Source organism: Pararhodobacter sp. (assembly GCF_034676545.1).
Lineage (GTDB): Bacteria > Pseudomonadota > Alphaproteobacteria > Rhodobacterales > Rhodobacteraceae > Pararhodobacter.
On sequence record NZ_JAUCBZ010000015.1, the window covers coordinates 2776621 to 2799356 of the forward strand.

Annotated in this window: 15 protein-coding genes and 1 pseudogene; 8 read left to right on the forward strand and 8 right to left on the reverse strand. The window is 61.5% G+C overall.

Translation table 11 applies throughout. The features are described from left to right. The 6 genes from VDQ28_RS17100 to VDQ28_RS17125 form a co-directional block, all read right to left on the reverse strand. Positions 1 to 1320, reverse strand: a complete 1320-nt coding sequence (locus tag VDQ28_RS17100; protein WP_323037078.1) for a SufB/SufD family protein — start codon at positions 1318 to 1320, stop codon at positions 1 to 3. Then, complete coding sequence (gene sufC / locus VDQ28_RS17105) at positions 1317 to 2075, reverse strand: Fe-S cluster assembly ATPase SufC (protein WP_323037079.1); 759 nt, start codon at positions 2073 to 2075, stop codon at positions 1317 to 1319. The genes VDQ28_RS17100 and sufC overlap by 4 nt, the downstream gene beginning before the upstream one ends. Positions 2076 to 2372: 297 nt before the next feature. Beyond that, the gene (locus VDQ28_RS17110; RefSeq protein WP_323037080.1) at positions 2373 to 2573 is read right to left on the reverse strand and encodes a hypothetical protein; all 201 of its coding nucleotides are present in this window, start codon (positions 2571 to 2573) and stop codon (positions 2373 to 2375) included. Next, the gene (gene sufB / locus VDQ28_RS17115) at positions 2570 to 4084 is read right to left on the reverse strand and encodes a Fe-S cluster assembly protein SufB (RefSeq protein ID WP_323037081.1); all 1515 of its coding nucleotides are present in this window, start codon (positions 4082 to 4084) and stop codon (positions 2570 to 2572) included. The genes VDQ28_RS17110 and sufB overlap by 4 nt, the downstream gene beginning before the upstream one ends. Positions 4085 to 4089: 5 nt before the next feature. Then, a complete protein-coding gene (locus VDQ28_RS17120) occupies positions 4090 to 5172 on the reverse strand; it encodes a cysteine desulfurase family protein (protein WP_323037082.1) in 1083 nt (360 codons plus the stop codon). Then, positions 5169 to 5633 (reverse strand): Rrf2 family transcriptional regulator, encoded by a 465-nt coding sequence (locus VDQ28_RS17125; RefSeq protein WP_323037083.1) that lies wholly within the window; start codon positions 5631 to 5633, stop codon positions 5169 to 5171. Before VDQ28_RS17125 ends, VDQ28_RS17120 begins: the two co-directional genes overlap by 4 nt. A 201-nt stretch (positions 5634 to 5834) precedes the next feature. Here VDQ28_RS17125 and VDQ28_RS17130 point away from each other — a divergent pair, with 201 nt between their 5' ends. The 8 genes and pseudogenes from VDQ28_RS17130 to VDQ28_RS17165 all read left to right on the forward strand — a co-directional run bounded on the left by VDQ28_RS17130 (position 5835) and on the right by VDQ28_RS17165 (position 19672). Continuing rightward, positions 5835 to 6494 carry an alpha/beta hydrolase gene (locus VDQ28_RS17130; protein ID WP_323037084.1) on the forward strand — a complete coding sequence of 220 codons (660 nt, stop codon included), beginning with the start codon at positions 5835 to 5837 and terminating at the stop codon, positions 6492 to 6494. 274 nt (positions 6495 to 6768) lie between these two features. After that, positions 6769 to 9153: a glycogen/starch/alpha-glucan phosphorylase gene (locus VDQ28_RS17135; RefSeq protein WP_323038151.1), complete on the forward strand. Its 2385-nt coding sequence runs from the start codon at positions 6769 to 6771 to the stop codon at positions 9151 to 9153. Positions 9154 to 9225: 72 nt separating this feature from the next. Further along, positions 9226 to 11415 carry a 1,4-alpha-glucan branching protein GlgB gene (glgB, locus tag VDQ28_RS17140; RefSeq protein ID WP_323037085.1) on the forward strand — a complete coding sequence of 730 codons (2190 nt, stop codon included), beginning with the start codon at positions 9226 to 9228 and terminating at the stop codon, positions 11413 to 11415. Continuing rightward, positions 11412 to 12677, forward strand: a complete 1266-nt coding sequence (gene glgC / locus VDQ28_RS17145; RefSeq protein WP_323037086.1) for a glucose-1-phosphate adenylyltransferase — start codon at positions 11412 to 11414, stop codon at positions 12675 to 12677. The genes glgB and glgC overlap by 4 nt, the downstream gene beginning before the upstream one ends. Continuing rightward, positions 12674 to 14137, forward strand: a complete 1464-nt coding sequence (gene glgA / locus VDQ28_RS17150) for a glycogen synthase GlgA (protein ID WP_323037087.1) — start codon at positions 12674 to 12676, stop codon at positions 14135 to 14137. The genes glgC and glgA overlap by 4 nt, the downstream gene beginning before the upstream one ends. Further along, complete coding sequence (gene glgX, locus VDQ28_RS17155; protein ID WP_323037088.1) at positions 14134 to 16215, forward strand: glycogen debranching protein GlgX; 2082 nt, start codon at positions 14134 to 14136, stop codon at positions 16213 to 16215. Before glgA ends, glgX begins: the two co-directional genes overlap by 4 nt. Beyond that, on the forward strand, positions 16212 to 18047 hold the full coding sequence (gene malQ / locus VDQ28_RS17160) for a 4-alpha-glucanotransferase (RefSeq protein ID WP_323037089.1): 1836 nt from the start codon (positions 16212 to 16214) through the stop codon (positions 18045 to 18047). Before glgX ends, malQ begins: the two co-directional genes overlap by 4 nt. Beyond that, positions 18048 to 19672: pseudogene (locus tag VDQ28_RS17165) on the forward strand (alpha-D-glucose phosphate-specific phosphoglucomutase). It abuts the gene before it with no gap. Positions 19673 to 19758: 86 nt separating this feature from the next. Here VDQ28_RS17165 and VDQ28_RS17170 read toward each other — a convergent pair. After that, positions 19759 to 20868: a serine/threonine protein kinase gene (locus VDQ28_RS17170; protein WP_323037090.1), complete on the reverse strand. Its 1110-nt coding sequence runs from the start codon at positions 20866 to 20868 to the stop codon at positions 19759 to 19761. A gap of 579 nt (positions 20869 to 21447) precedes the next feature. After that, positions 21448 to 22710: a DNA polymerase IV gene (gene dinB, locus VDQ28_RS17175; protein WP_323037091.1), complete on the reverse strand. Its 1263-nt coding sequence runs from the start codon at positions 22708 to 22710 to the stop codon at positions 21448 to 21450. Between the last annotated feature and the right edge of the window lie 26 nt (positions 22711 to 22736).

A 22736-nucleotide genomic window follows, 5' to 3' on the forward strand; every position in this document is an offset into this window, starting at 1 on the left:
TCAGTCGCTATGCCGTTCCAGCCAACCTTGCAGGCGCACCCGCATATCGTCGGCCAGATCGTCGCGGGCAATTTCGTCCAGCGCCTGACTGAGGAACGACAGGATCAGCAAGTGTTTGGCCTCGGCCTCCGATACGCCGCGCGCCCGAAGATAGAACAACTGATCAGGGTTGATCTCGCCCGAGGTCGAACCGTGCGAGCATTTCACATCGTCAGCGTAGATCTCCAGCTCGGGTTTGGCCAGAAACTGACACCGCTCATCCATCAGCAATGACTGGCTGATCTGATAGCCATCCGTCAATTGCGCGGCCCGCTCGACCATGATCTTGCCCTGAAACACGCCGATTGCGCCGTTGTGCAGGACTTTCTTGAACACTTGGCGACTTTCGCAATTGGGGGCCGAGTGGGTCACATACACCGTATCGTCATGGTGAAATGCACCGTCGCCCATCGCCGCCCCGGCGATATGGGCCGAGGCATCGGCGCCGTGCATCCAGATCATGGCCTCGTTGCGCACCAACGCGCCATTGACCGAAAGCGTGAAGGATTTCAAATTCGATGCCGTACCCAAACGCGCGAAAATATGGGTCGTGGCGACACGTTCATGGTCGCGGCCCATGGTGCGGACGTGATGCAGCGTCCCACCGTCGCCAATCTCGGCTTCCATCACGATCGAGGATCGCGCCGCACCCGGTCCGCTTTCCAGCAATGTCATTTCCGCGCCGGACTCGACGCGAATGACATGGTGCAAAACCATCTCGGCGCCGGGATCGCGACGCAAATACACCAACGAAACCGGCCGTTCAACGCGCCGCGTCGCGCGGATCAAGACCCCGTCACTCGCCATTGCCGAATTCAGCGCCGCCAAGGGGCGCGCAACCGGGTTGTGGCCCTCGGACTCAAGCACGCCATAAAGCTCTTGCGACCAGTGGATATCGGTTTGACCGACTTCGGCCAGACGGCTGATTTCCAACCCTTCGCTGGCGAAATCGTCTGATGCGTCGGCATCGAAAACCCCGTCAACAAAGACCAATTGCAGCCGATCAATCGCCCCGAAGACGGCGGGCTCATCGGAGGCATCGAAAACCTTTGCCGACGGTGCCGGCGAGGTGAGCAGCCGTGCAGGATCCGTATAGCGCCAGTATTCGTCGCGCTTTTCCGGCAATCCCATGCCTTTCAGCCGCGCCATCGCGCCTTCGCGGGCGCGCCTCAACCACGCTGCCGAAGTGGGCATTTGCAAAGGTGCCAATGCCGCCTCTGTCGCCACCAACCGCGCGGCAAACCTTGCCGCACGGGGGCTGTGTGCAACCGCGGTGTTCATGCCTCTACCTCAGCCAAGATGCCCGCATAGCCATTGGTTTCCACCTCCAGCGCCAGCTCAGGCCCGCCCGATTTGATGATCCGACCGTCGGCCAGAATATGAACGACATCCGGTTTGATATGATCGAGCAACCGCTGATAATGGGTGATCACCAGAAAGGCGCGTCCTTCCGAGCGCAGCGCATTCACGCCATCCGCAACCAGCTTCATGGCGTCCACGTCGAGGCCCGAGTCCGTCTCATCGAGGATGCACATCCGCGGTTCCAACATCGCCATTTGCAGGATCTCGTTGCGCTTTTTCTCACCACCCGAGAAGCCAACATTGACCGGCCGCTTCAGCATGTCCGCGTCAATGTTCAATTCCTTGGCCTTGGCGCGGACCTGCTTCAGAAACTCACCCGCCGACAACTCCGGCTCACCTCGCGCTTTGCGCTGCGCGTTCACCGCGGTGCGCAAAAAGGTCATGTTACCCACCCCGGGAATTTCGACCGGATATTGGAACGCCAGGAACAGGCCAGCGGCGGCACGCTCTTCGGGGGCCATGTCCAACAGGTTTTCGCCGTCCAAGGTCGCCGAACCGCTCATGACTTCGTAGCCATCCTTGCCCGACAGAACATAGGACAGCGTCGATTTGCCCGATCCGTTCGGCCCCATGATCGCATGGACGCTGCCGGCCTCGATATTCAATGTCAGACCTTTGAGGATGGCTTTATCTTCATTCTCAAGTTCGACGTGCAAGTTGTTGATGTTCAACATGATCATATTCCGTTTTCGCGTTCATTTCCGCATGATTGATTTGGCAGAGAGATGGCTTAGTATGACAGCCGCAATGGCCACAAAAGCCGCCATGCCACGCCCCCCCGGGTACCAAATCGGATAGGTCAAGGACATCATCAGAACCACACCGATCGCCACCAAAAGCACATACCGAGGTCTGGGTTCGCCGGCGCTTAGCAGCCATTTCCAGTTCATATATTCGTCCCCTTCAGCCCGAATTCGCCGTATTGCCCGAGATGGATGTACCGTCGATGGACTCTGATATCGCTTTATTTTTCATTGCGAACTTTTCATTTTTCGGCGCGCGGACCACAACACAAAGATGATTGTCATAATGACCGAAACACCAAGTCGTTCGGCCCAGCGGACAGGGTCTTGCCAGACGACCATGTCCATGAAGACGCCGACAACGATAAAAACCGCAAAGAAGATCGGCGCGAGGCGGGCTTCAGATTTGACGAAATCCCAATACGTCACCCGACCGATCCTTCGAGAGAAATGGCAACAAGCGCCTGAGCTTCCATGGCAAATTCCATCGGCAGGGCCTGCAACACATCGCGGCAGAATCCATTGACCACCAATGCCACGGCTTCCTCTTCGTCCATGCCGCGCTGGCGGCAGTAAAACAGTTGGTCGTCGTCCACTTTCGAGGTTGTCGCTTCATGCTCCACGCGGCTCGATGCGTTACGCACCTCGATGTATGGCACGGTGTGCGCGCCACAAAGATCGCCGATCAGCAGACTGTCGCATTGCGTATAGTTGCGCGAATTCAAGGCCTTGGGATGCATACTAACTAGACCACGATACGTATTCTGCGCGTGTCCCGCGGAAATCCCCTTGGACACGATCCGCGACTTGGAGTTCTTGCCCAGATGGATCATCTTGGTGCCGGTATCGGCCTGCTGCCAGTTGTTGGTGATCGCGATCGAGTAGAATTCACCCGAGGTATCATCACCGCGCAAAATGCAGGACGGGTATTTCCAGGTGATCGCCGAACCGGTTTCGACCTGCGTCCACATCACTTTCGCGCGGTCCTCGCGGCAGTCGGCACGTTTGGTCACGAAGTTGTAAATGCCGCCCTTGCCCTCTTCGTCGCCCGGATACCAGTTCTGAACCGTCGAGTATTTGACCTCGGCATCCTCCAGAATCACGATCTCGACCACGGCCGCATGAAGCTGCGTCGTGTCGCGCTTGGGGGCCGTACATCCCTCGAGATAGGAGACATACGCGCCCTTTTCGGCGATGATCAGCGTGCGTTCGAACTGGCCGGTATTTTCGGCGTTGATCCGGAAATAGGTGCTCAGCTCCATCGGGCAGCGCACCCCCTCGGGGACGTACACAAAGGAACCATCGGTGAAAACCGCGCAGTTCAAGGTTGCGAAATAATTGTCTGACATTGGCACAACCGTGCCAAGGTATTTCCTCACCAAGTCCGGATATTCCCGCACCGCTTCGGTGATCGAACAGAAGATCACACCGGCCTTTTTAAGCTCATCCTTGAACGTCGTGCCAACACTGACCGAGTCAAACACGGCATCCACGGCGACTTTACGCGGCAGTTCCGCACCTTCAACACCCGCCAGAACTGCTTGTTCCTGCAAGGGAATCCCAAGTTTGGCATAAGTCGCCAACAGCTTTGGATCGACGTCATCCAGCGACTTGGGTTTTTCCATCATGCTCTTGGGTTTGGCGTAGTAATACTGGTCCTGATAATCGATTTCAGGGATTTCCAGCATCGCCCAGTCGGGGGATTCCATCTCTAGCCAGCGACGATACGCCTGCAAGCGCCACTCGGTCATCCACTCGGGCTCGCCATTCTTGGCGGAAATCAAGCGCACGATGTCTTCGTTCAACCCTTTGGGGGCAAACTCCATTTCGATCTCGGTTTCCCAGCCGTGCTTGTATTTGCCGGCCATCGACTGCACGGTTTCCACCGTCTCGCGATCGACGCCGTCACGCACCTCAACCGATTTGTCCAAAGCTGCCATTTGCGTCATCCCGTCTTGTGTCGCGGCAGGTTTGAACCTGCCTGTTGAAGTCTATCGCGCGTCCGAGCCCAAGCCTTGGCATAGGTCGCCGCAAATCGTAGCACGTCCTCGGTGCGCGTCTCCGGGCCGAAGGACACGCGCAAGGCCGATCCGGCGTTGATGTCGCTGTGCCCCATCGCCCGCAGAACCCGGCTGACCGAGACCTTGCCCGAGGAACAGGCTGACCCCGCGGAAACCGCGAACCCGGCCAAATCCATGGCCATGACCTGCGTCTCGCCTTTCCAGCCCGGGGCGATCATGCAGATCGTGTTCGGCAGCCGAGGCTGGTCCTTGCCAAGAAAGATAACCCCTGGGCAGTCCGCTTCCAGAGCCTGTTCCAGAATATTTCGGACCTGCGCGATTTTGTCCCACTCCCCATCCGCAAGATCGCGGGCGGCGGCTTCGGCGGCGGCCCCGAATCCGACGATGCCCAGCAGGTTCTCGGTCCCGGCACGGCGCCCCATCTCTTGTCCGCCACCTTTGATTTGCGCTTTCACATCAAGGCCTTGCCGGATTGCCACAGCCCCGACGCCCTTGGGGCCACCAAGCTTGTGCGCGCTGACCAAACCCATATCGACGCCCAGCCAGTTGAAGGCGAAAGGCAGCTTGCCAAAGGCCTGGGTCAGATCACTGACCGCCAGTCCGGTCGGCAGGTCCTGAACCACACCGGTTTCGGAATTGGCCAATTGAAGCGCCGACCGGGCCGGGTCGCTCAGGGTCACTTGGCCCGAGGGTGCGGTTGGCACGTCCGTCTGGCACCAGGCCGCGACGGCATCATGCTCGATGCCCGCACAATGCAGGTCGCGCCCGGCGCAGGCCAAGGCCGCCGCCTCGGTTGCTCCCGAGGTGAACACGATATCCGCCCCGTCCGCCCCCAAAGCCGCGGCGACTTGCGCCCGTGCGCGTTCGATCAAGCCCCGCACGACGCGGCCTTCGGCATGAATCGAACTCGCATTGCCGGTCACGTCCAAGGCGGCGATCATCGCGGCCTTGGCCTCGGCTCGCAGCGGGGTGCTGGCGTTCCAATCGAGATAGACGCGTGTGCTCATATGGTCACCTGAAACAATCCCGGCACGGCGGGGCACGGTTTCAGCGTGTTTCCGGCAATGTCGGCCAACGTGGTCTGGTGCAGGAACACATAGACCTGCGCCGACAGGCTCTCCCACAGGCGATTGGTCATGGATTGCGCCTGGCTGCCCGACACCCCGCCCGACGCCCCGGCCCCCAAGGCCATGGCGTTGACGGTTTCCTCGACCGCTTCCAACACTTCGGACACGCGAATATTGTCCGCATCACGCGCCAGACGATAGCCACCGCCCGGCCCGCGCACCGATTCGACCAACCCTGCCCGGCGCAATTTCACAAAAAGCTGTTCCAGATACGCTTGCGAGACATCTTGGCGGCGGGCAATTTCCGCCAGCGAAACATGCTTTCCGCCCGAACTGCGCACCAAAAGGGCCAGATCGACCATCGCAACCATCGCATAGCGGCCTTTCGTCGAGAGCTTCATGGTATTGACCCTTGCCCCACAGACAATGGGGTGCATAAACATTGACGTTTTGCGCGGGTTTGCATAACTGCTAGACCGCTCATACCGAGTCTGCGCCCAGTTCTGGGGCAGAAATTAGAACCGTTCTAGATATGCCGACTTCTTTTGTCAACAATGGAAGCCCGGCACTGGAACCCGCCCGAACGCGCAGAAGGTCCCCGGATGCCCGAAGTGATTTTTGCTGGCCCTGATGGCCGCCTCGAAGGCCGCTATCACCCTCAACCGAATCGTGACGCACCGATTGCCGTTGTGTTGCATCCGCATCCGCAGTTTGGCGGAACGATGAACAACAAGGTGGTCTATAACCTGCATTACGCGTTCCACCAGATGGGGTTCTCGGTGCTGCGGTTCAATTTTCGCGGTGTCGGTCGCAGCCAAGGCGAGTATGACCAAGGGATTGGCGAACTCAGCGATGCCGCCGCCGCCTTGGATTATCTGCAATCCATGAACCAGAACAGCCGTCATTGCTGGGTGGCGGGGTTCAGCTTTGGCGCGTGGATCGGGATGCAGTTGCTGATGCGCCGTCCGGACATCACCGGGTTCGTGTCGGTGGCGCCTCCGGCCAATCTTTATGACTTCAGCTTCCTGGCGCCCTGCCCTGCGTCGGGCCTGATCATCAACGGCACCGCCGACCGTATCGCGCCCCCCAAGGACGTGGCCAATCTGGTGTCCAAGCTGCATGAGCAGAAGGGCATCACGATCACCCACACCGAGATCGAAGGGTCGGATCACTTCTTCCGCGACGAGGAGGCTTATATGAATCCCATGCTGGAGCATGTGAAGACCTATGTGAGCCGCCGCCTGACCGAGGCCACACGGTAAGGAACCCGTGATTTCGGGCCGAGAACGCCCGAAATCGGTCATTGCCCGCTAAATAACCCTGCTTTTGTCCACAAACCTGCCGATCCTTGCCCGGTTTTTGCCCCGATCATGAACGATCAACGGGTCAGAAGCGAACCATGGGGCGCTGATCAACAGGTGACTCGCCAAGGCGCGAGAGAGACAGGAGCAGGGAATGAAGACGATGCGTTCAATGACGTTTGACAAGGGCACCAGTGGCATGAGCGGCTGGAATCCAACCGCGATCAGTAAGGACATGTTGCCCATGAGTGCCACGCAGTTGCGCGAGTCGATCCTCAAGCATATCGAATTCACCCAAGGCAAGGACCTCGCCCACGCCAGTGTCTATGACATGCGCATGGCGCTGACGATGGCGATCCGTGACCGCGTGATCGAGCCCTGGTTCCGCGCCACCCGTGCCACTTATGCCGCTCAGTCCAAGCGCGTCTACTATCTGTCGATGGAATTCCTGATCGGGCGTCTTTTGGAGGACGCGGTGATGAACCTTGGCCTGACCGACGCCGCGCATGAGGCGGTCACCGGGTTGGGCCATGATTTTCACACGGTCTTGAATGATGAGCCCGACGCCGCGCTTGGCAATGGCGGTCTGGGTCGATTGGCGGCCTGCTTCCTCGATTCCATGTCGACCCTCGCCTGCCCGGCCTATGGCTATGGAATCCGCTACGAACACGGGCTGTTTCGCCAGAGCTTTGGCCCCGATGGCCGCCAGATCGAGACCGCCGAGGATTGGCTGCGCCAAAGCCACGGTTGGGAATTTGCCCGCCCCGAAGCCGCGTTCCGCATCGGCTTTGGCGGTTCGGTCACCGAGGATGGCCGCTCGGCGGTCTGGACACCGGACAACGCGGTTGTCGCCAAAGCCTATGACACGCCGGTGATTGGCTGGCAGGGCAAATGGGCCAACACCCTGCGCCTGTGGAGCGCCGAAGCGCTCAGCAATTTCGACCTCGACGCCTTCAACAAAGGCGATTTCGCCGGGGCCGCAGCACCCGAGGCGCTGGCCCGCACGATCAGCCGCGTGCTCTATCCGGACGACACCACCGAACAGGGCAAGGAGTTGCGCCTCAAGCAGGAATTCTTCTTCACCGCCGCGTCCTTGCGCGACGTCCTGCGCCGGTTTTCAACTGAATGCACCGATCTGGCCGCCCTGCCCACCCGCGTGGCGATTCAGATGAATGACACGCATCCGGCGATTGCCGGCCCCGAATTGGTCCGCATCCTGCATGATGAGCGCGGCATGGGCTTTGACGAGGCTGTCAGCACTGCCCGCGCCTGCCTTGGCTACACGAACCACACGCTGTTGCCCGAAGCGCTGGAACGCTGGCCCGAGAGCCTCATGGCCCGCGTCCTGCCGCGCCACATGCAGTTGATCGAGCGCATCGACGATCTGCACGCCCGCCAGAACCCGACCCGCAAATCGACCATCCTTGAGGGGGGCGAGGTCAAGATGGGCGAATTGTCGTTCATCATGGCCAACAAGGTCAACGGTGTCTCGGCGCTGCACACGGAACTGGTGAAATCGACGGTGTTTGCCGATCTGCACGCGTTGCACCCCGACCGGATCGTCAACCAGACCAACGGCGTGACGCCGCGCCGCTGGCTGAAAGGCGCGAACCCTCGACTGTCGACATTGATCACCGACACGATCGGCGCAGGTTGGGAGGATGATCTGGAGCGCCTGTCCGAGCTGGAGCCTTCTATCGAGGACCGCGCCTTCCGCGATGCCTTTGCCAGCGTCAAGGCCCGTAACAAGGCCGATCTGGCCGCCTGGATCGCGAATGAAACCGGCGTCAAGGTCAACCCGAGCGCCATGTTTGACGTGCAGGTCAAACGCTTTCATGAGTACAAGCGCCAGCACCTGAACATTCTGGAAACCATCGCGCTCTGGCAGGAAATCCGCGCCAATCCGACCGCGAACTGGGCACCCCGCGTCAAGATCTTTGGCGGCAAGGCCGCCCCCGGCTATGTCATGGCCAAGGAGATCATCCACCTGATCAACAACGTGGCGCGCGTCATAAACGCCGACAAGACAACCCGCGACCTGCTGACCGTGGTCTATCCGGCCAATTACAACGTGACCATGGCCGAACACCTGATCCCCGCCTCCGACCTGTCTGAACAAATCTCGACCGCGGGCAAAGAGGCGTCCGGCACTGGCAACATGAAATTCAGCCTGAACGGCGCGCTGACCATCGGCACGCTGGACGGGGCAAACGTGGAAATCCGCGAGTTGGTCGGGCCGGAGAACTTCTTCCTGTTTGGCATGACCGCCGACGAGGTTGTCGAATGCCGCAAGAACCCGGCGCACATGGCCGAGGCAATTGCCAAAAGCAGCCGCCTGAAACGCGCCATTGACCAGATTGAAAGCGGCGTGTTCTCGCATGGCGACACCACCACCTATGCCGCCCTGATCAACAATTTGCGCACCCACGACTACTTCACCGTCTGCGCCGATTTCGACAGCTATTGGAATGTGCAACGGCAAGTCGATGCAGCCTGGGGCGACCAGGATCATTGGACCCGCATGGCGGCCTTGAACTCCGCACGCTCTGGCTGGTTCAGCAGTGACCGCACAATCAAGGGTTACATGAACGATATCTGGTCAATCAAACCGATGCACTAAGCGGACGGAAACTCCGCTGATAGGGTTAACATTTTGATTGCCTTTCGCCCGGTCCTGCGCCAGAAAACGTGCATGGATCGGGCAAACTCCAAGAATAAGAGCACAATTTCCAACCTTGACCTGGAGGCGATCCTCTCGGGGCGGGTTTTTGAACCGTTTGCGGTGTTCGGCCCCAAATACCGGGGGCAAACCGGGCATCTTGTGGTCTTTGATCCCCACGCCACCAACCTGAGCGCCCTGACCCCTGGCGGTGAGATCACTCTAAGCCCTTTGGGACGTGGCGTTTTCTCGGGCGACATCGGTCGGCGGCGCAAGTATCAGTTGCGCGGCAGCGATGGGACGCGCAGTTGGGTCTTTGATGATCCTTATCGTTTTGGCCCGGTGCTGGGCGATCTGGATCTCCACCTGGTTGCCGAGGGCACGCACCGCCGCTTGTGGCAGGCGCTTGGCGCGCATGCGATGCTCCACCAAGGCGTTGCGGGCGTTCATTTTGCGGTTTGGGCGCCAAATGCGCAGCGTGTTTCGGTCGTCGGTGATTTCAACGCCTGGGACGGCCGCCGCGCGCCGATGCGGCGACGTGGGGCGGGACTCTGGGAGATTTTCCTGCCCGGTGTCACCTTGGGCGAAGCGTATAAATATGAAATCCTGCCGCAGCACGGGGCGCCGATGCTCAAGGCCGACCCGATGGCCTTCGGCGCGCAGCATCCACCGCAAACCGCCTCGGTTGTCCGCGCGGTGGGCGACTATGACTGGTCCGATGCCGATTGGATGGCCAACCGCGATGCGCACAACACCCGCACCGCGCCGATTTCCATTTACGAGGTTCATCTGGGCAGTTGGCGCCACCGCGACGGGCGGCCACTGACCTATCGCGAGGCGGCGGTTGAACTGATCGATTACGCGCATGACATGGGGTTCACGCATCTCGAGTTGATGCCGCTGACCGAATACCCGTTCGGCGGCTCGTGGGGCTATCAGCCGGTGAGCCTCTATGCGCCCACCAGCCGCTATGGCACTCCCGACGATTTCCGCGCCCTCATCGAGGCCGCGCACGCCAAAGGCCTGGGCGTGTTGATGGATTGGGTGCCCGCGCACTTTCCGTCCGACGCGCATGGCCTGGCACAATTCGACGGCACAGCCTTGTACGAACACGCCGACCCGCGCGAAGGCTTCCACCCCGACTGGAACACACTGATCTACAATTTCGGCCGCAACGAGGTGCGCAATTTCCTGTCCTCGAACGCGGTTTATTGGCTGCGCGAGTTTCATCTGGACGGTTTGCGCGTCGATGCCGTGGCATCAATGCTGTATCGCGATTATTCCCGCGCCGCGGGGGAATGGGTGCCCAACCATGAGGGCGGGCGCGAGAATTTCGAGGCCATCGCCTTTCTCAAGGACATGAACACCCAAAGCTACGGCGAAGGCCCCGAGGGCCTGATGACCGTCGCCGAGGAAAGCACCGCCTGGCCCGGCGTGACGCGGCCTGTGCATGACGGCGGGCTGGGGTTCGGCTTCAAATGGAACATGGGGTGGATGAACGACACACTCCGTTACATCGAAATGGACCCCATCCACCGCCGCCACCATCACGACCTGATGACCTTCGGCTTGGTCTATGGGTTCTCGGAAAACTACATGCTGCCGATCAGCCATGACGAGGTGGTGCACGGCAAGGGCAGTATGCTGCAAAAGATGCCGGGCGACCACGCGGCGAAACTGGCGAACCTGCGGGCCTATTACGGGTTCATGTGGGGCCATCCGGGCAAGAAGCTGTTGTTCATGGGGTGCGAATTGGGTCAAGGCCATGAATGGAACCATGACGCGCAACTCGACTGGGGGGTGCTGAACGATCCCGGTCACGCCGGGTTGCAGCGCTTGATCCGCGATCTCAACACCCTCTACCGAGCGCATCCGGCGCTGCACGCGCGCGATACCGACCCCGCCGGGTTCACCTGGATCGACCAGACCGCGCGGGCCGAGAGCGTGTTCTCCTGGCTGCGGGTCGGCCTGGACGGCCAGCCGCCGGTCGCCGTGATCTCGAATTTCACACCGGTCGAGCGCCGCTGGACCCTGGGCCTGCCGCAGGGCGGCCAATGGCGCGAGGTTCTGAACACCGACGCCGGTCTCTATGGCGGCGGCAATCGCGGCAATCTGGGCGCGGTCAGCGCCGACGGCCCCGCCCATGCCGGTCAACCGGTCAGCGCGGAAATCACCCTGCCCCCGCTCTCCACCTTGTTCCTAGTTTCGGAGGAAATACCATGACCACGCCAACCACCCGCCTCAGCAATCGTGCGATGGCTTTTGTCCTTGCGGGCGGTCGGGGGTCACGGCTCAAGGAACTGACCGACAACCGCGCCAAACCCGCCGTTTATTTTGGCGGAAAAACGCGGATCATTGATTTTGCGCTGTCGAATGCGCTCAATTCCGGCATTCGCAAAATGGCGGTGGCGACGCAGTACAAGGCGCATTCGCTGATCCGGCATTGTCAGCGCGGCTGGAACTTTTTCCGCGCGGAACGCAACGAATACCTCGATATCCTGCCCGCTTCGCAACGCGTCAGCGAAACCGGCTGGTACGAGGGAACCGCCGACGCCGTGTTCCAGAACATCGACATCATCGACAGCTATGACATTGATTACGTTGTTATCCTCGCCGGGGATCATATCTACAAGATGGATTATGAGGTCATGCTGCTCGAGCATGTCGAGAATAACGCCGATGTCACGGTGGGCTGTCTGACGGTCAACCGCCAAGAGGCCTCGGCCTTTGGGGTGATGAATGTGGACCACTCGGGCCGCATCACCGATTTCATCGAAAAGCCCGCCAACCCGCCGTCGCTGCCGGACGATCCGACCAAATCTCTGGTCTCGATGGGTATCTATGTGTTTCGCTGGAAATTCCTGCGTCAATTGCTGATGGACGACGCGCATGATGCAAACTCCAGCCGCGATTTCGGCGGCGATATCATCCCGACAGTGGTCAGGAATGGCAAGGCCATGGCGCATCGGTTCGAGGATAGCTGCGTGCGCCACACACCCGGCGGGGCGACCTATTGGCGCGATGTGGGCACGATTGACGCGTTCTGGAAGGCCAATATCGACCTGACCGATTTCAACCCGGAACTGGACTTGTGGCAGCGCGACTGGCCAATCTGGACCTATTCCGAAAGCGTGCCGCCGGCCAAATTCATCCATAACGAGGACAGCCGCCGCGGTGTGGCCCTGTCGTCGCTGGTGTCTGGCGGTTGCATCATTTCCGGCACCGAAGTGCGCAATTCGCTGTTGTTCACCGGGGTGCATTCCAATTCCTATGCGAAACTGGATCATGCCGTCGTCTTGCCCTACGCGACTATTTCACGCCATGCGCATTTGACAAATGTCGTCATCGACCGGGGTGTGAAAATTCCCGAGGGGTTGGTTGTCGGGCAGGATCCCGAGGACGATGGCAAATGGTTCCGGGTCAGCGAGGGGGGGGTGACACTGATCACGCAGAGCATGCTCGACCGACGCGCCGACCTGCTATGAGCCGCGCGACCCCTGTGACGCGGCGGGTGCTTGCGGTTGCCTCGGAATGCGCGCCGATCATCAAGACCGGCGGGCTGGCCGATGTCGTCGGGGCGCTGCCATCGGCGATGAAAACCCAAGGCTGGACCTTGCGCACGCTGATCCCCGGGTATCGCGCGGTCATGGCGGCGGTGAAACGCCCCAAATCCGTGTTGGAGATCCCGGATCTGCTGGGCCTGCCCGCCCGCGTACTGGCCGCGAACCTCGCGGGGTTGGACCTGCTGATCCTTGATGCGCCGACGTTGTTCGACCGTGCGGGGTCGCCCTATCTCGATGCCGAGGGGAACGATTGGTCGGACAACGATCTGCGCTTTGCCGCATTGAACAAGGCCGCAGCCCTGATCGCGGCGGAGGGCGTGCAGGGGTGGTGCCCGGACGTCGTGCATCTGCATGACTGGCAAGCCGGATTGACGCCGATCTACATGGCGGCAACCGGGGCCACCCAACCGACGATCCTGACCATCCACAACATCGCCTTTCACGGGCTGACCGCGTATAACCGCCTGAAAGATCTGGAGCTTCCCGAGGACGAGTTCACCATCGACGGCTTTGAGTATTACGGCCATATCTCGGCGCTCAAGGCCGGGTTGACGCGCGCCACGGCCTTGACCACGGTCAGCCCGACCTACGCGCACGAATTGACCACCGCAGAATTCGGTATGGGGCTGGAGGGCGTGATCCGCACCCGGAGCAGAGATTTATCCGGCATTCTCAATGGGATAGACACCAGCGTCTGGAACCCGGCAAGCGACCCCTCGATCAAGCCATTCTCGACACCGGCGGGCAAGGCCGCGAACGCACGCGCCCTGCGGGCCGAATTCGGGCTGGCGACGGGCAGCGGCCCGCTTTGCGTGGTCGTCTCGCGCCTGTCGGATCAAAAGGGCCTCGATTTGCTGCTTCAGGCGTTGCCCGCGCTGATCGGCAGCGGCGGGCAACTGGCGCTGTTGGGCTCGGGCGACCGCAAATTGGAGAACGCCTGGCTGAATGCCGCGGCGGCCCATCCCGGACAGGTCGGCGTGCGGATCGGCTATGACGAGGCGCTGTCGCACCGGCTTTATGCCGGGGCTGATGCGGTGCTGGTGCCATCACGATTCGAGCCCTGCGGCCTGACCCAACTCTACGCGCTGCGCTATGGCGCTCTGCCGGTCGTGGCGCGCACCGGCGGGCTTGCGGATACGGTGATTCATGCGAATGCGGCCGCGATCATGGCCGGGTGCGCGACCGGCTTGACCCACGAAACCGGGTCAGTGCCGGCCTTGGCAAACGCGCTTCAGACCCTGTGCGACCTGTATCGCGACAAGCCGGTGTATCAACGTTTGCAACGCAATGCGATGAAACAACCGGTCGGTTGGGAGGCCAGTGCGCCGCTCTATGCGGCCCTGTATGCAAAGTTCGCCCAGACGCCCGAGGACACTGAATGACACTGACCATGGAACGCGGGCGACACAACCGCATCGGGGCGACCTTTGACGGCGACGGCGTGAATTTTGCGATTTTTTCGGAACACGCGACGGCGGTGGAACTCTGCCTGTTCTCCTCCGATGGAATGCGCGAAACCGACCGCATGCTCCTGCCCGAGCGCACCGGGTGGGTCTGGCATGGCCGCGTACCGGGCCTGTGTCCTGGCCAGCTCTATGGTTACCGGGTTCACGGCCCCTATGCGCCCGAGGACGGCCACCGGTTCAACCCCAACAAATTGCTGCTCGACCCTTACGCCAAACGCATCACGGGTCATCCGCGCTGGTCCGACGCGTTGTTCGGCTACAATCCCGGCGCGAAAACGCTGGACCTGACCTATTCAACCCGCGATTCCGCGCGCTTCATGCCCAAATGCGTGGTCGAGGACCCCAGTTTCTATTGGGGCAATGACCGGCCACCCTCAAAATCCGCCAATGAGTCCATCCTCTACGAAGCCCATGTCAAAGGCTTCACGCAGTTGATGAACACGCCCAATCGCGGCAAGTTTCTGGGGCTGGCCTCGGATGCTGCGATTGATCACCTGGTCGATCTGGGCATCACCGCCATTGAATTGCTGCCCGTGCAATCCTTCCTCACCGACCGCTGGCTGGTCGAGAAAAAGTTGACCAATTACTGGGGCTATCAAACGCTTGGTTTCTTTGCGCCTGAACCCAAATACATGGCGCATGGCCAGATCAACGAGTTTCAACACATGGTCGCCCGGCTGCATACGGCGGGGATCGAGGTGATCCTGGACGTGGTCTATAACCACACCTGCGAGGGCAGCGAACTGGGCCCGACCCTGTCGTTCAAGGGCATTGACAACAAAAGCTATTACCGTCTTGCCCCCTATCCGCGCCACTACATCAACGACACCGGCTGCGGCAATACGCTGAACCTCGATCATCCGATGGTGCTGCGCATGGTGATGGACAGCCTGCGCTATTGGGTCGAGGTCATGCATGTCGACGGGTTCCGCTTTGACCTGGCCTCGACACTGGCGCGCGATGACGACGGGTTCCAACCGAATTCGGCGTTCTTCTCGGCGATCCGTCAGGACCCGGTGTTGAACCGCGTGAAACTGATTGCCGAACCGTGGGACATCGGCCCCGGCGGCTATCAATTGGGCGCCTTCCCGCATCCGTTCATGGAATGGAACGACAAATACCGCGACGGCGTGCGCCGCTTCTGGCGGCGGGATCACCGTCCGGCCCCGGAATTGGCCGCGCGGATCACCGGCTCGGCGATCCAGTTCGACCACTCGGGGCGCGGGGCGACCAGCAGCATCAATTTCATCAGCGCCCATGACGGGTTCAATCTGATGGATATGGTCAGCTACGCCCAAAAGAACAACATCGCCAATGGCGAGGGCAACCGTGACGGGCATTCGGAAAACTATTCCGACAACATGGGCTTTGACGGCCCTACCGACGACGTACAGGTCAACCAGATGCGCGCGCTGCGGCGGCGCAATCTGATGGCCACCTTGCTGCTCAGTCAGGGCACGCCGATGATTCTGGCGGGCGACGAGATCGGTCATACCCAGCAGGGCAACAACAACGCCTATTGTCAGGATAGCGAGATTTCCTGGCTGAACTGGGCCAAGGCCGACACCGATATGCTGGCCTTCACCAAACGCCTGATCGCCTTTCGCAAGAACCACCCGATCCTGCGGCAAAAGCTGTTCCTGCACTCCAAGGCGCGCAGTTCCGACGGAAAATCCGATGTGCTGTGGTGGCATCCCGAGGGGCGCCGGATGAGCGCCTCGGATTGGGAGGATCCGGCCCTGAGTTTTGTGTGCGTCGAGATGCGCACGGCCAGCGGCACACCGGAGTATGCCGACCTGGAGTATGCATTGTTCTTGGTGTTCAACGCGGGCGGTGCACAAGATATCGTATTGCCACCAACCCCAGACGGCAAAATCTGGTCGCGCCGGATCAATACCTACGCACCCGAGGCCCCCAATGAACGCATGGCCTTTGACAAAATGTCCGTGCCTGCACATTCGGTTTCGGCGCTGGTGCTGGAAGACGACGCATGAGCACCCTCGACGATCTGAGCCGTCAGGCGGGGCTGACCTGGGTTTACCGCGACGGCGCGGGACGAATGCAGGAGGCCCCCGAAGACAGCCGCCGCGCCGTGTTGGCTGCCTTGGGTTATGGCAATGGCGACGCGGCAATGCCCGCGACCTTGCACCAATCGACCAGCCTTGCGCTGCTGGCCGGGCAGCCCAAGGATTGGGGCCCCGGGCGCTGGGTTCTGACGCGTGAGGACGGCGAGGAAATCACCGGCGAAGGCCCGCTGCCTGCGCTGCCGGTCGGCTATCACCGCATTCAGCACAATGGCTGGTCCATCCACCTTCTCGCCGCGCCCGCCCGTCTGCCCGCACCACCACGACGCTGGGGGCTGACCCTGCCGCTGTTTTCGCTGTGGGAGGGCACGCAATCCGGTTTTGGCACCTATGCGCACCTGGCCGATCTGGCCGAAGGGGTCGCCACCAAGGGCGCGGCTTTCGTCGGCATCAACCCGATCCACGCGGGCTTTCCCGCGGACCCCGGCAATTTCAGCCCCTATGCACCCTCGCATCGGCGGCGGCTGAACACGTTGCATGTGGAAACCGGGCACCCGATGCCCGAGACCGGCCCCTTGATCGACTACACCCCCTCGATCCGCGCCAAACGCGCCGCCCTGGAAGAGGCGTTTGCCAGCTTTGCCGGTGATCCGGATTTTGAGTCCTGGCGTGGCGAAGGTGGCGGTGCGCTGGAGCAATTCGTCACGCATCAGGCCTTGTCCGAAGCCCATGGTGCGTATTGGATGGCGTGGCCCGCGCCCTATCAAGACCCCGGCAGCCCGCAGGTGGCACGCTTTGCCCGCGAGCATCGGCAACGGCTGCGGTTTCACGCCTGGGCGCAATGGGTCGCGGAAACGCAACTGGCACAGGCCCATGCGCGCGCCCGCAAGGCTGGCATGGCGTTCGGGCTCTACCTCGATATTGCCGTCGGCACGCATCCCGCAGGTGCCGAAACCTGGGCCGAACGCGGGTTGTTCGCACAGGGCGTCAGCCTGGGTGCGCCGCCAGATCTGCTGGGGCCGTCCGGGCAACGCTGGGGGCTTGCGCCAATGCGGCCCGACATCCTGCGCGCCACCGGCTATGCCGCTTTTGCCCAAACCCTGCGCCAGCAGTTGAAATTTTGCGGCTTGCTGCGCATCGACCATATCCTTGGCCTGGAGCGCAGCTTCTGGCTGCCGGACAACTTGCCCGGCCTTTATGTGACCATGCCGCGCGACGAGCTGCTGGCGGTGTTGCGCATCGAGGCCAGCCGCGCCGGAGCCTCGGTGATCGGCGAGGATCTGGGCACGATCCCCGACGGATTGCGCGGCGCTTTGGATGCTTCGGGCGTGATGGGGTGCCGGGTCGCCATGTTCGAGCGCGATTGGGAGGGCACCGGTGCGTTCCTGCCGGCGGAGGCCTATACGCCGACAGCCTTGGCCAGCTGGGGTACGCATGATCTGCCAACCTGGCAAGGCTGGCGTCAGGGGCGCGACATTGATTGGCGGGCGCAACTGGGCGAACTCGACGATCCGGAGCACGCGCATCAGGCACGACGGGCCGAGGTCGCCGGGTTTGACGCCATCGCCGGCGGATCGGATATGGCAACGATGCACGCATTCCTCGGGCGATGCGCATCCGCTCTGGTCGCGGTGCAAGGCGAAGACCTGAGCGGCGCCGTCGAGCAAGCCAACCTGCCCGGCACCGTCTACGAGCACCCGAATTGGTGCCGACGCCTGCCATTTCCCATTTCTGGCCTCATTTCTGCCGCGACCTTGGGGGAAACCGCCACCATCATGGACCATGCCGGAAGGACCCGATAAATGCCCAGCACACACGTCGCCACGCAACCCATCGCCGGACAAAAACCGGGCACCTCCGGTTTGCGCAAAAAGACCCGGATTTTCATGCAGCCGGGCTATCTGGAGAATTTCATCCAAAGCATCTGGAACGGCATTGGCGGCATCACGCGGCGCACCTTGGTCGTCGGTGGTGATGGGCGGTTTTTCAACGACCGTGCGATTCAGACGATCCTGAAAATGGCGGCCGCGTCCGGGGCAAGCCGGGTGATCGTGGGGCAAAACGGATTGCTTTCGACACCCGCCGCCTCGCATCTGATCCGGCTGCGCAAGGCGGATGGCGGCGTGATCCTGTCGGCCAGCCACAATCCCGGCGGCCCTGACGAGGATTTCGGCATCAAATACAACACCAGCAACGGTGGCCCCGCCCCCGAGGGCGTGACGGACGCGATATTCAAGGCGACACAAACGCTGGACCACTATCTGATCGCGGACAGCGCCGACGTTGATCTGGGCATGATCGGCCTCACCAAGGTCGGAGATATGACGGTTGAAATCGTCGATCCGGTCACCGATTACGCAACCCTCATGGCGCGTTTGTTTGATTTCAACGCAATTCGCGCGCTGTTTGCCACCGGCTTTCGCCTCCGCTTTGACGCGATGCACGCCATCACCGGCCCCTATGCCGTCGAGATTCTGGAGCGCCAGTTGGGGGCGCCGGCGGGCAGCGTGGTGAATGCGATCCCCCTGCCCGATTTTGGCGGCGGGCATCCTGACCCGAATCCGGTCTGGGCCAAGGATCTGATGGCGGCGATGTATGCCGCCGACGCGCCCGATTTTGGCGCGGCCTCGGATGGGGACGGCGACCGGAACATGATTGTCGGCAAAGGCGCATATGTGACGCCCTCGGATTCCTTGGCGGTCTTGGCGGCGAATGCGCATCTGGCACCGGGCTATGCGGGCGGATTGAAAGGCGTGGCGCGGTCGATGCCGACCTCCTGCGCGGTGGACCGTGTGGCCGAGGCGCGCGGTATGCCCTGCTATGCTACGCCGACCGGGTGGAAATTCTTTGGCACCTTGCTGGATGCGGGCATGGCGACCCTGTGCGGCGAGGAATTGGCGGGCACCGGATCGGACCATGTGCGCGAGAAAGACGGGCTCTGGGCGGTGTTGCTGTGGCTCAATATTCTGGCGGTCACGCGCAAATCGGTGTCGCAGATGATGGACGATCACTGGGCCGAATTGGCCGCACCTATTATTCGCGCCACGACTATGAGGCCATCGACTCGGCGGTCGCCCATGATCTGATGGCGGCGCTGCGGGCCGCGTTGCCCGGTCTGGCGGGCCAAAGCGCGGGGGGGTTGACGGTCGTCCGGGCCGAGGATTTCCGCTATACGGATCCGGTCGATGGCTCGGTGGCGGCGGCGCAAGGGGTACAAATCGCGTTTGAGGGAGGCGCGCGTGCCGTGCTGCGATTGTCGGGCACCGGCACCGAGGGCGCCACGCTGCGGGTGTATCTTGAGCGGTTTGATCCGCGCGCGTTCGGCCATGACCCACAAGCCGCGCTGGCCCCGGTGATAACGGCGGTCGAGGCGCTTGCCGGGATCGCCGCGCGGACCGGCCGCACGGCTCCCGATGTGATCACCTGACAAGAACGCGCGGCGCGACACGCCGCGCTGCGCCGTTTTTCCGCTGACGGACGGTGCGTGCAAGCACGCACCCTACGGGCCTGCATTTACAGATTGGGGAAATAATCCTTGCAACCTCCTTCGCGGTAAACATCGGCCGTGCAACAATGCAGCCCGCCGCCAAAGGCATAGGCGTCACGCAGATCGACGGGCACCACCTCAAGGCCCAGCTTGTCCATTTGCTCCATCTGATAGACCTCGGAGGCCTCAACGCAGACCGTTTTCGGGTCCAGCACCAGCACGTTCATGCTGAGCCAGGTCGAGGAATAGCACAGCGGCGGCGGTGAATTATGCGCGGGCTGGGCGGCGTCAACGATTTCCCAATCGTTGTCGACGAACATCTTGCGCTGATCTTCGGGCAAACGGCGCTGCGGGTTGTTCAGGATCAGACCGGGGCGCAGCGGCGTGAAGGTGGCGTCGATGTGAATCGGATAGGGATCACCGGGGAAATTCACCGTATGAACCCGGTGATTTGGAAAATGGCGGCGTAGCCATTCGATGCCCTTTTGGTTGGTGGTGAACCCATGTTGCACGACCAGATCGCGGCCAAAACGCAATACATCGGCCGCGTCGAACAGCGGCTCTTCTTCGGTGGTGACAAAGAATTTTTCGGCGGCCCATTGCAGGCGCTTGGCGACGCCGATCTTGTCAGAGAGGTAATCAGGGTGATAATCGGCGTCGGTCAGGCGTGGTTTTGGCGCGCTCTCGTGGCGAAATTTCGGATCTTCATCAAAATATTGCTGCATCAAGGGCCGATAGTTCAGATATTCGAACCAGCGGCAGCGATACGACATTGTTGCTTCAAGAATTTCCGAGCCAACCGTCAGCAACACATCGCGCGGCGGCATGCAGCCAAACTGGCTTTCGGTGTGAAAATCAGGGGTCGTCGCGGGTTTCGAATGGTCGATCGGAGTCGGGCGGTCAACGCGAATGCCGCGGGCTTGCAGCAGTGACGCGAAATTGTCCAGCAACTCATTCGCGCGGTCGATAGTCTCTTGTGGACGCCGCCCCCATTGGCCGCGCATGTCACTGTCTTCGGGCACTTTTGCATCAAGTGCCGGTTCTTGGGGCGGGATATGGCAGTCGTCGGCGCGCCCCACAATGACATGCTTGAGCGGATCCCATTCGTTCCAACTGTTGACGATGGTTTTTTGCATGTCTGATCCCTTGGTTCGTGCACGATTTGGCAAGGGTTTAGGAGTAAAAAAACCGTCAGGCAAGGCATGGTAGGCTGCCGTCACACCGGGTTGCGGCGTTGAAGGAGTATTTTTGGCAAGATGAAATCAGGGCGCTGTGCCGTTGTTGACGGCGCAGGTCGCTTGTCGGGGAGGGACGGGCCGGACCATCGGCGGTGAGAGGCATGCCTTTGGGCAGTTACCGGCGGCTTTGATCAGGTCGGCGCATAAACCAACATACGAATCTGGCGCCGCGGCGGCACGCGTGTCGGTGGTTTCCCGAGGTTCTCGGCGTTTTTGTCGGTGTGACTATCGCGAACACGGCACTGACCGAGGACAGTTCATCGCGCAACGCGCCGCATCGCGCACAGCGGGTTGTGGATTGACCAGGGCGCGGGCCAAGCGATGTTCAGGCCGCGCTCTTTGGTATGCGGCACCAGAGGCGACGCTGCCGGTGGCACCGTCACCGGCGACGGAGCCGTTGGCCTCTGCCACGCCAAAGGATGCGCCAGCTTTCAAGCGCTTAAGGCCAAGGTTGCCGGTCTGGAACCTTGACGGTTTTCACGCCCCGGATTTTGCCTTGCGACAGGATCTGTACGGATATGAAGAGGAGGCTCGGCGGGCATCGCCCTCGGCGGCGACTCTGGCGGGCAGCAAGGCGGTTCCGGGCGGCCCTATGGCACACGGGGTTGTGGCGTTCTTGCAGTGCGCCACGGCACGACGACGCCTTACCACAGTGACAGTTGCCGGCTTTTCTTCGGGTGCGCTGTCCGGATCATCCAGGGTCGAGAGCGTGACGCCGATCAGTCGGATGCCTTTGGCGGTCGGGAACAGGGGTGCCAACAGGGCAAACGCCAGGGTTTCCAGCTCAATGGCGCTGGCAAGCGGCACCGACAGGGTGCGGCTGCGGGTGATCTGCTGGAAATCGGCGTATTTGATTTTCACGGTCACGGTGCGCGCGGTCAAGGTCTTGCCCGCAAGCGAGCGCCAGACCTTCGCCGCCATGATTGCGGTTTCGGATTTGGCTTTGGCTGGGTCAAAGATGTCCTCCAGGAAGGTATCCTCGGTGCCGATGGATTTGCGCTGGCGATGGGGCTGCACGGCGCGCTCATCGATGCCGCGTGAGATCCGGTAGTACCAGCCGCCGGATTTGCCGAAGTTTTGCTGCAAGAACGCCAGCGATTGCGCCCTGAGGTCGGCGCCCGTATGCAGCCCGAGCCGTTGCATTTTCGCCGCCGTCGCGGGGCCCACGCCGTGAAATTTGCCAACCGGCAGCGCCGCGACAAATTCCTCCCCGTGCCGCGGGGTGATCACCGCCTGACCGTTGGGTTTGTTCAGATCGCTGGCGAGTTTGGCGAGGAATTTGCAATAGGAAATCCCCGCCGAGGCATTCAGCCCGGTGACCTCCTTGATCCGGTTGCGGATCCTCTGGGCAAGGTCGGTGGCGGTGGGAATATTGTGGTGATTCTCGGTCACATCGAGATAGGCCTCGTCCAGGGACAGGGGCTCGATCAGCGCGGTATGTTCGGCGAAGATGGCGCGGATCTGGTTGGACACCTCGCGGTAGACGTCAAACCGGGGGCGCACAAAGATCAGGTCCGGGCATTTGCGCCGCGCGGTGACCGAGGGCATCGCCGAGCGCACGCCGAATGCGCGCGCCTCATAGCTGGCGGCGGCCACCACACCGCGTGGCCCGGCCCCGCCGACGGCAACGGGCTTGCCGCGCAGGTCGGGGTTGTCGCGCTGCTCGACCGAGGCATAAAACGCGTCCATATCGACATGAATGATCTTGCGCGTCGGGTGGTAGTCTTGCGAGTCGCTCAAGGGTTGGCCTGTTTACTCAGGATTTT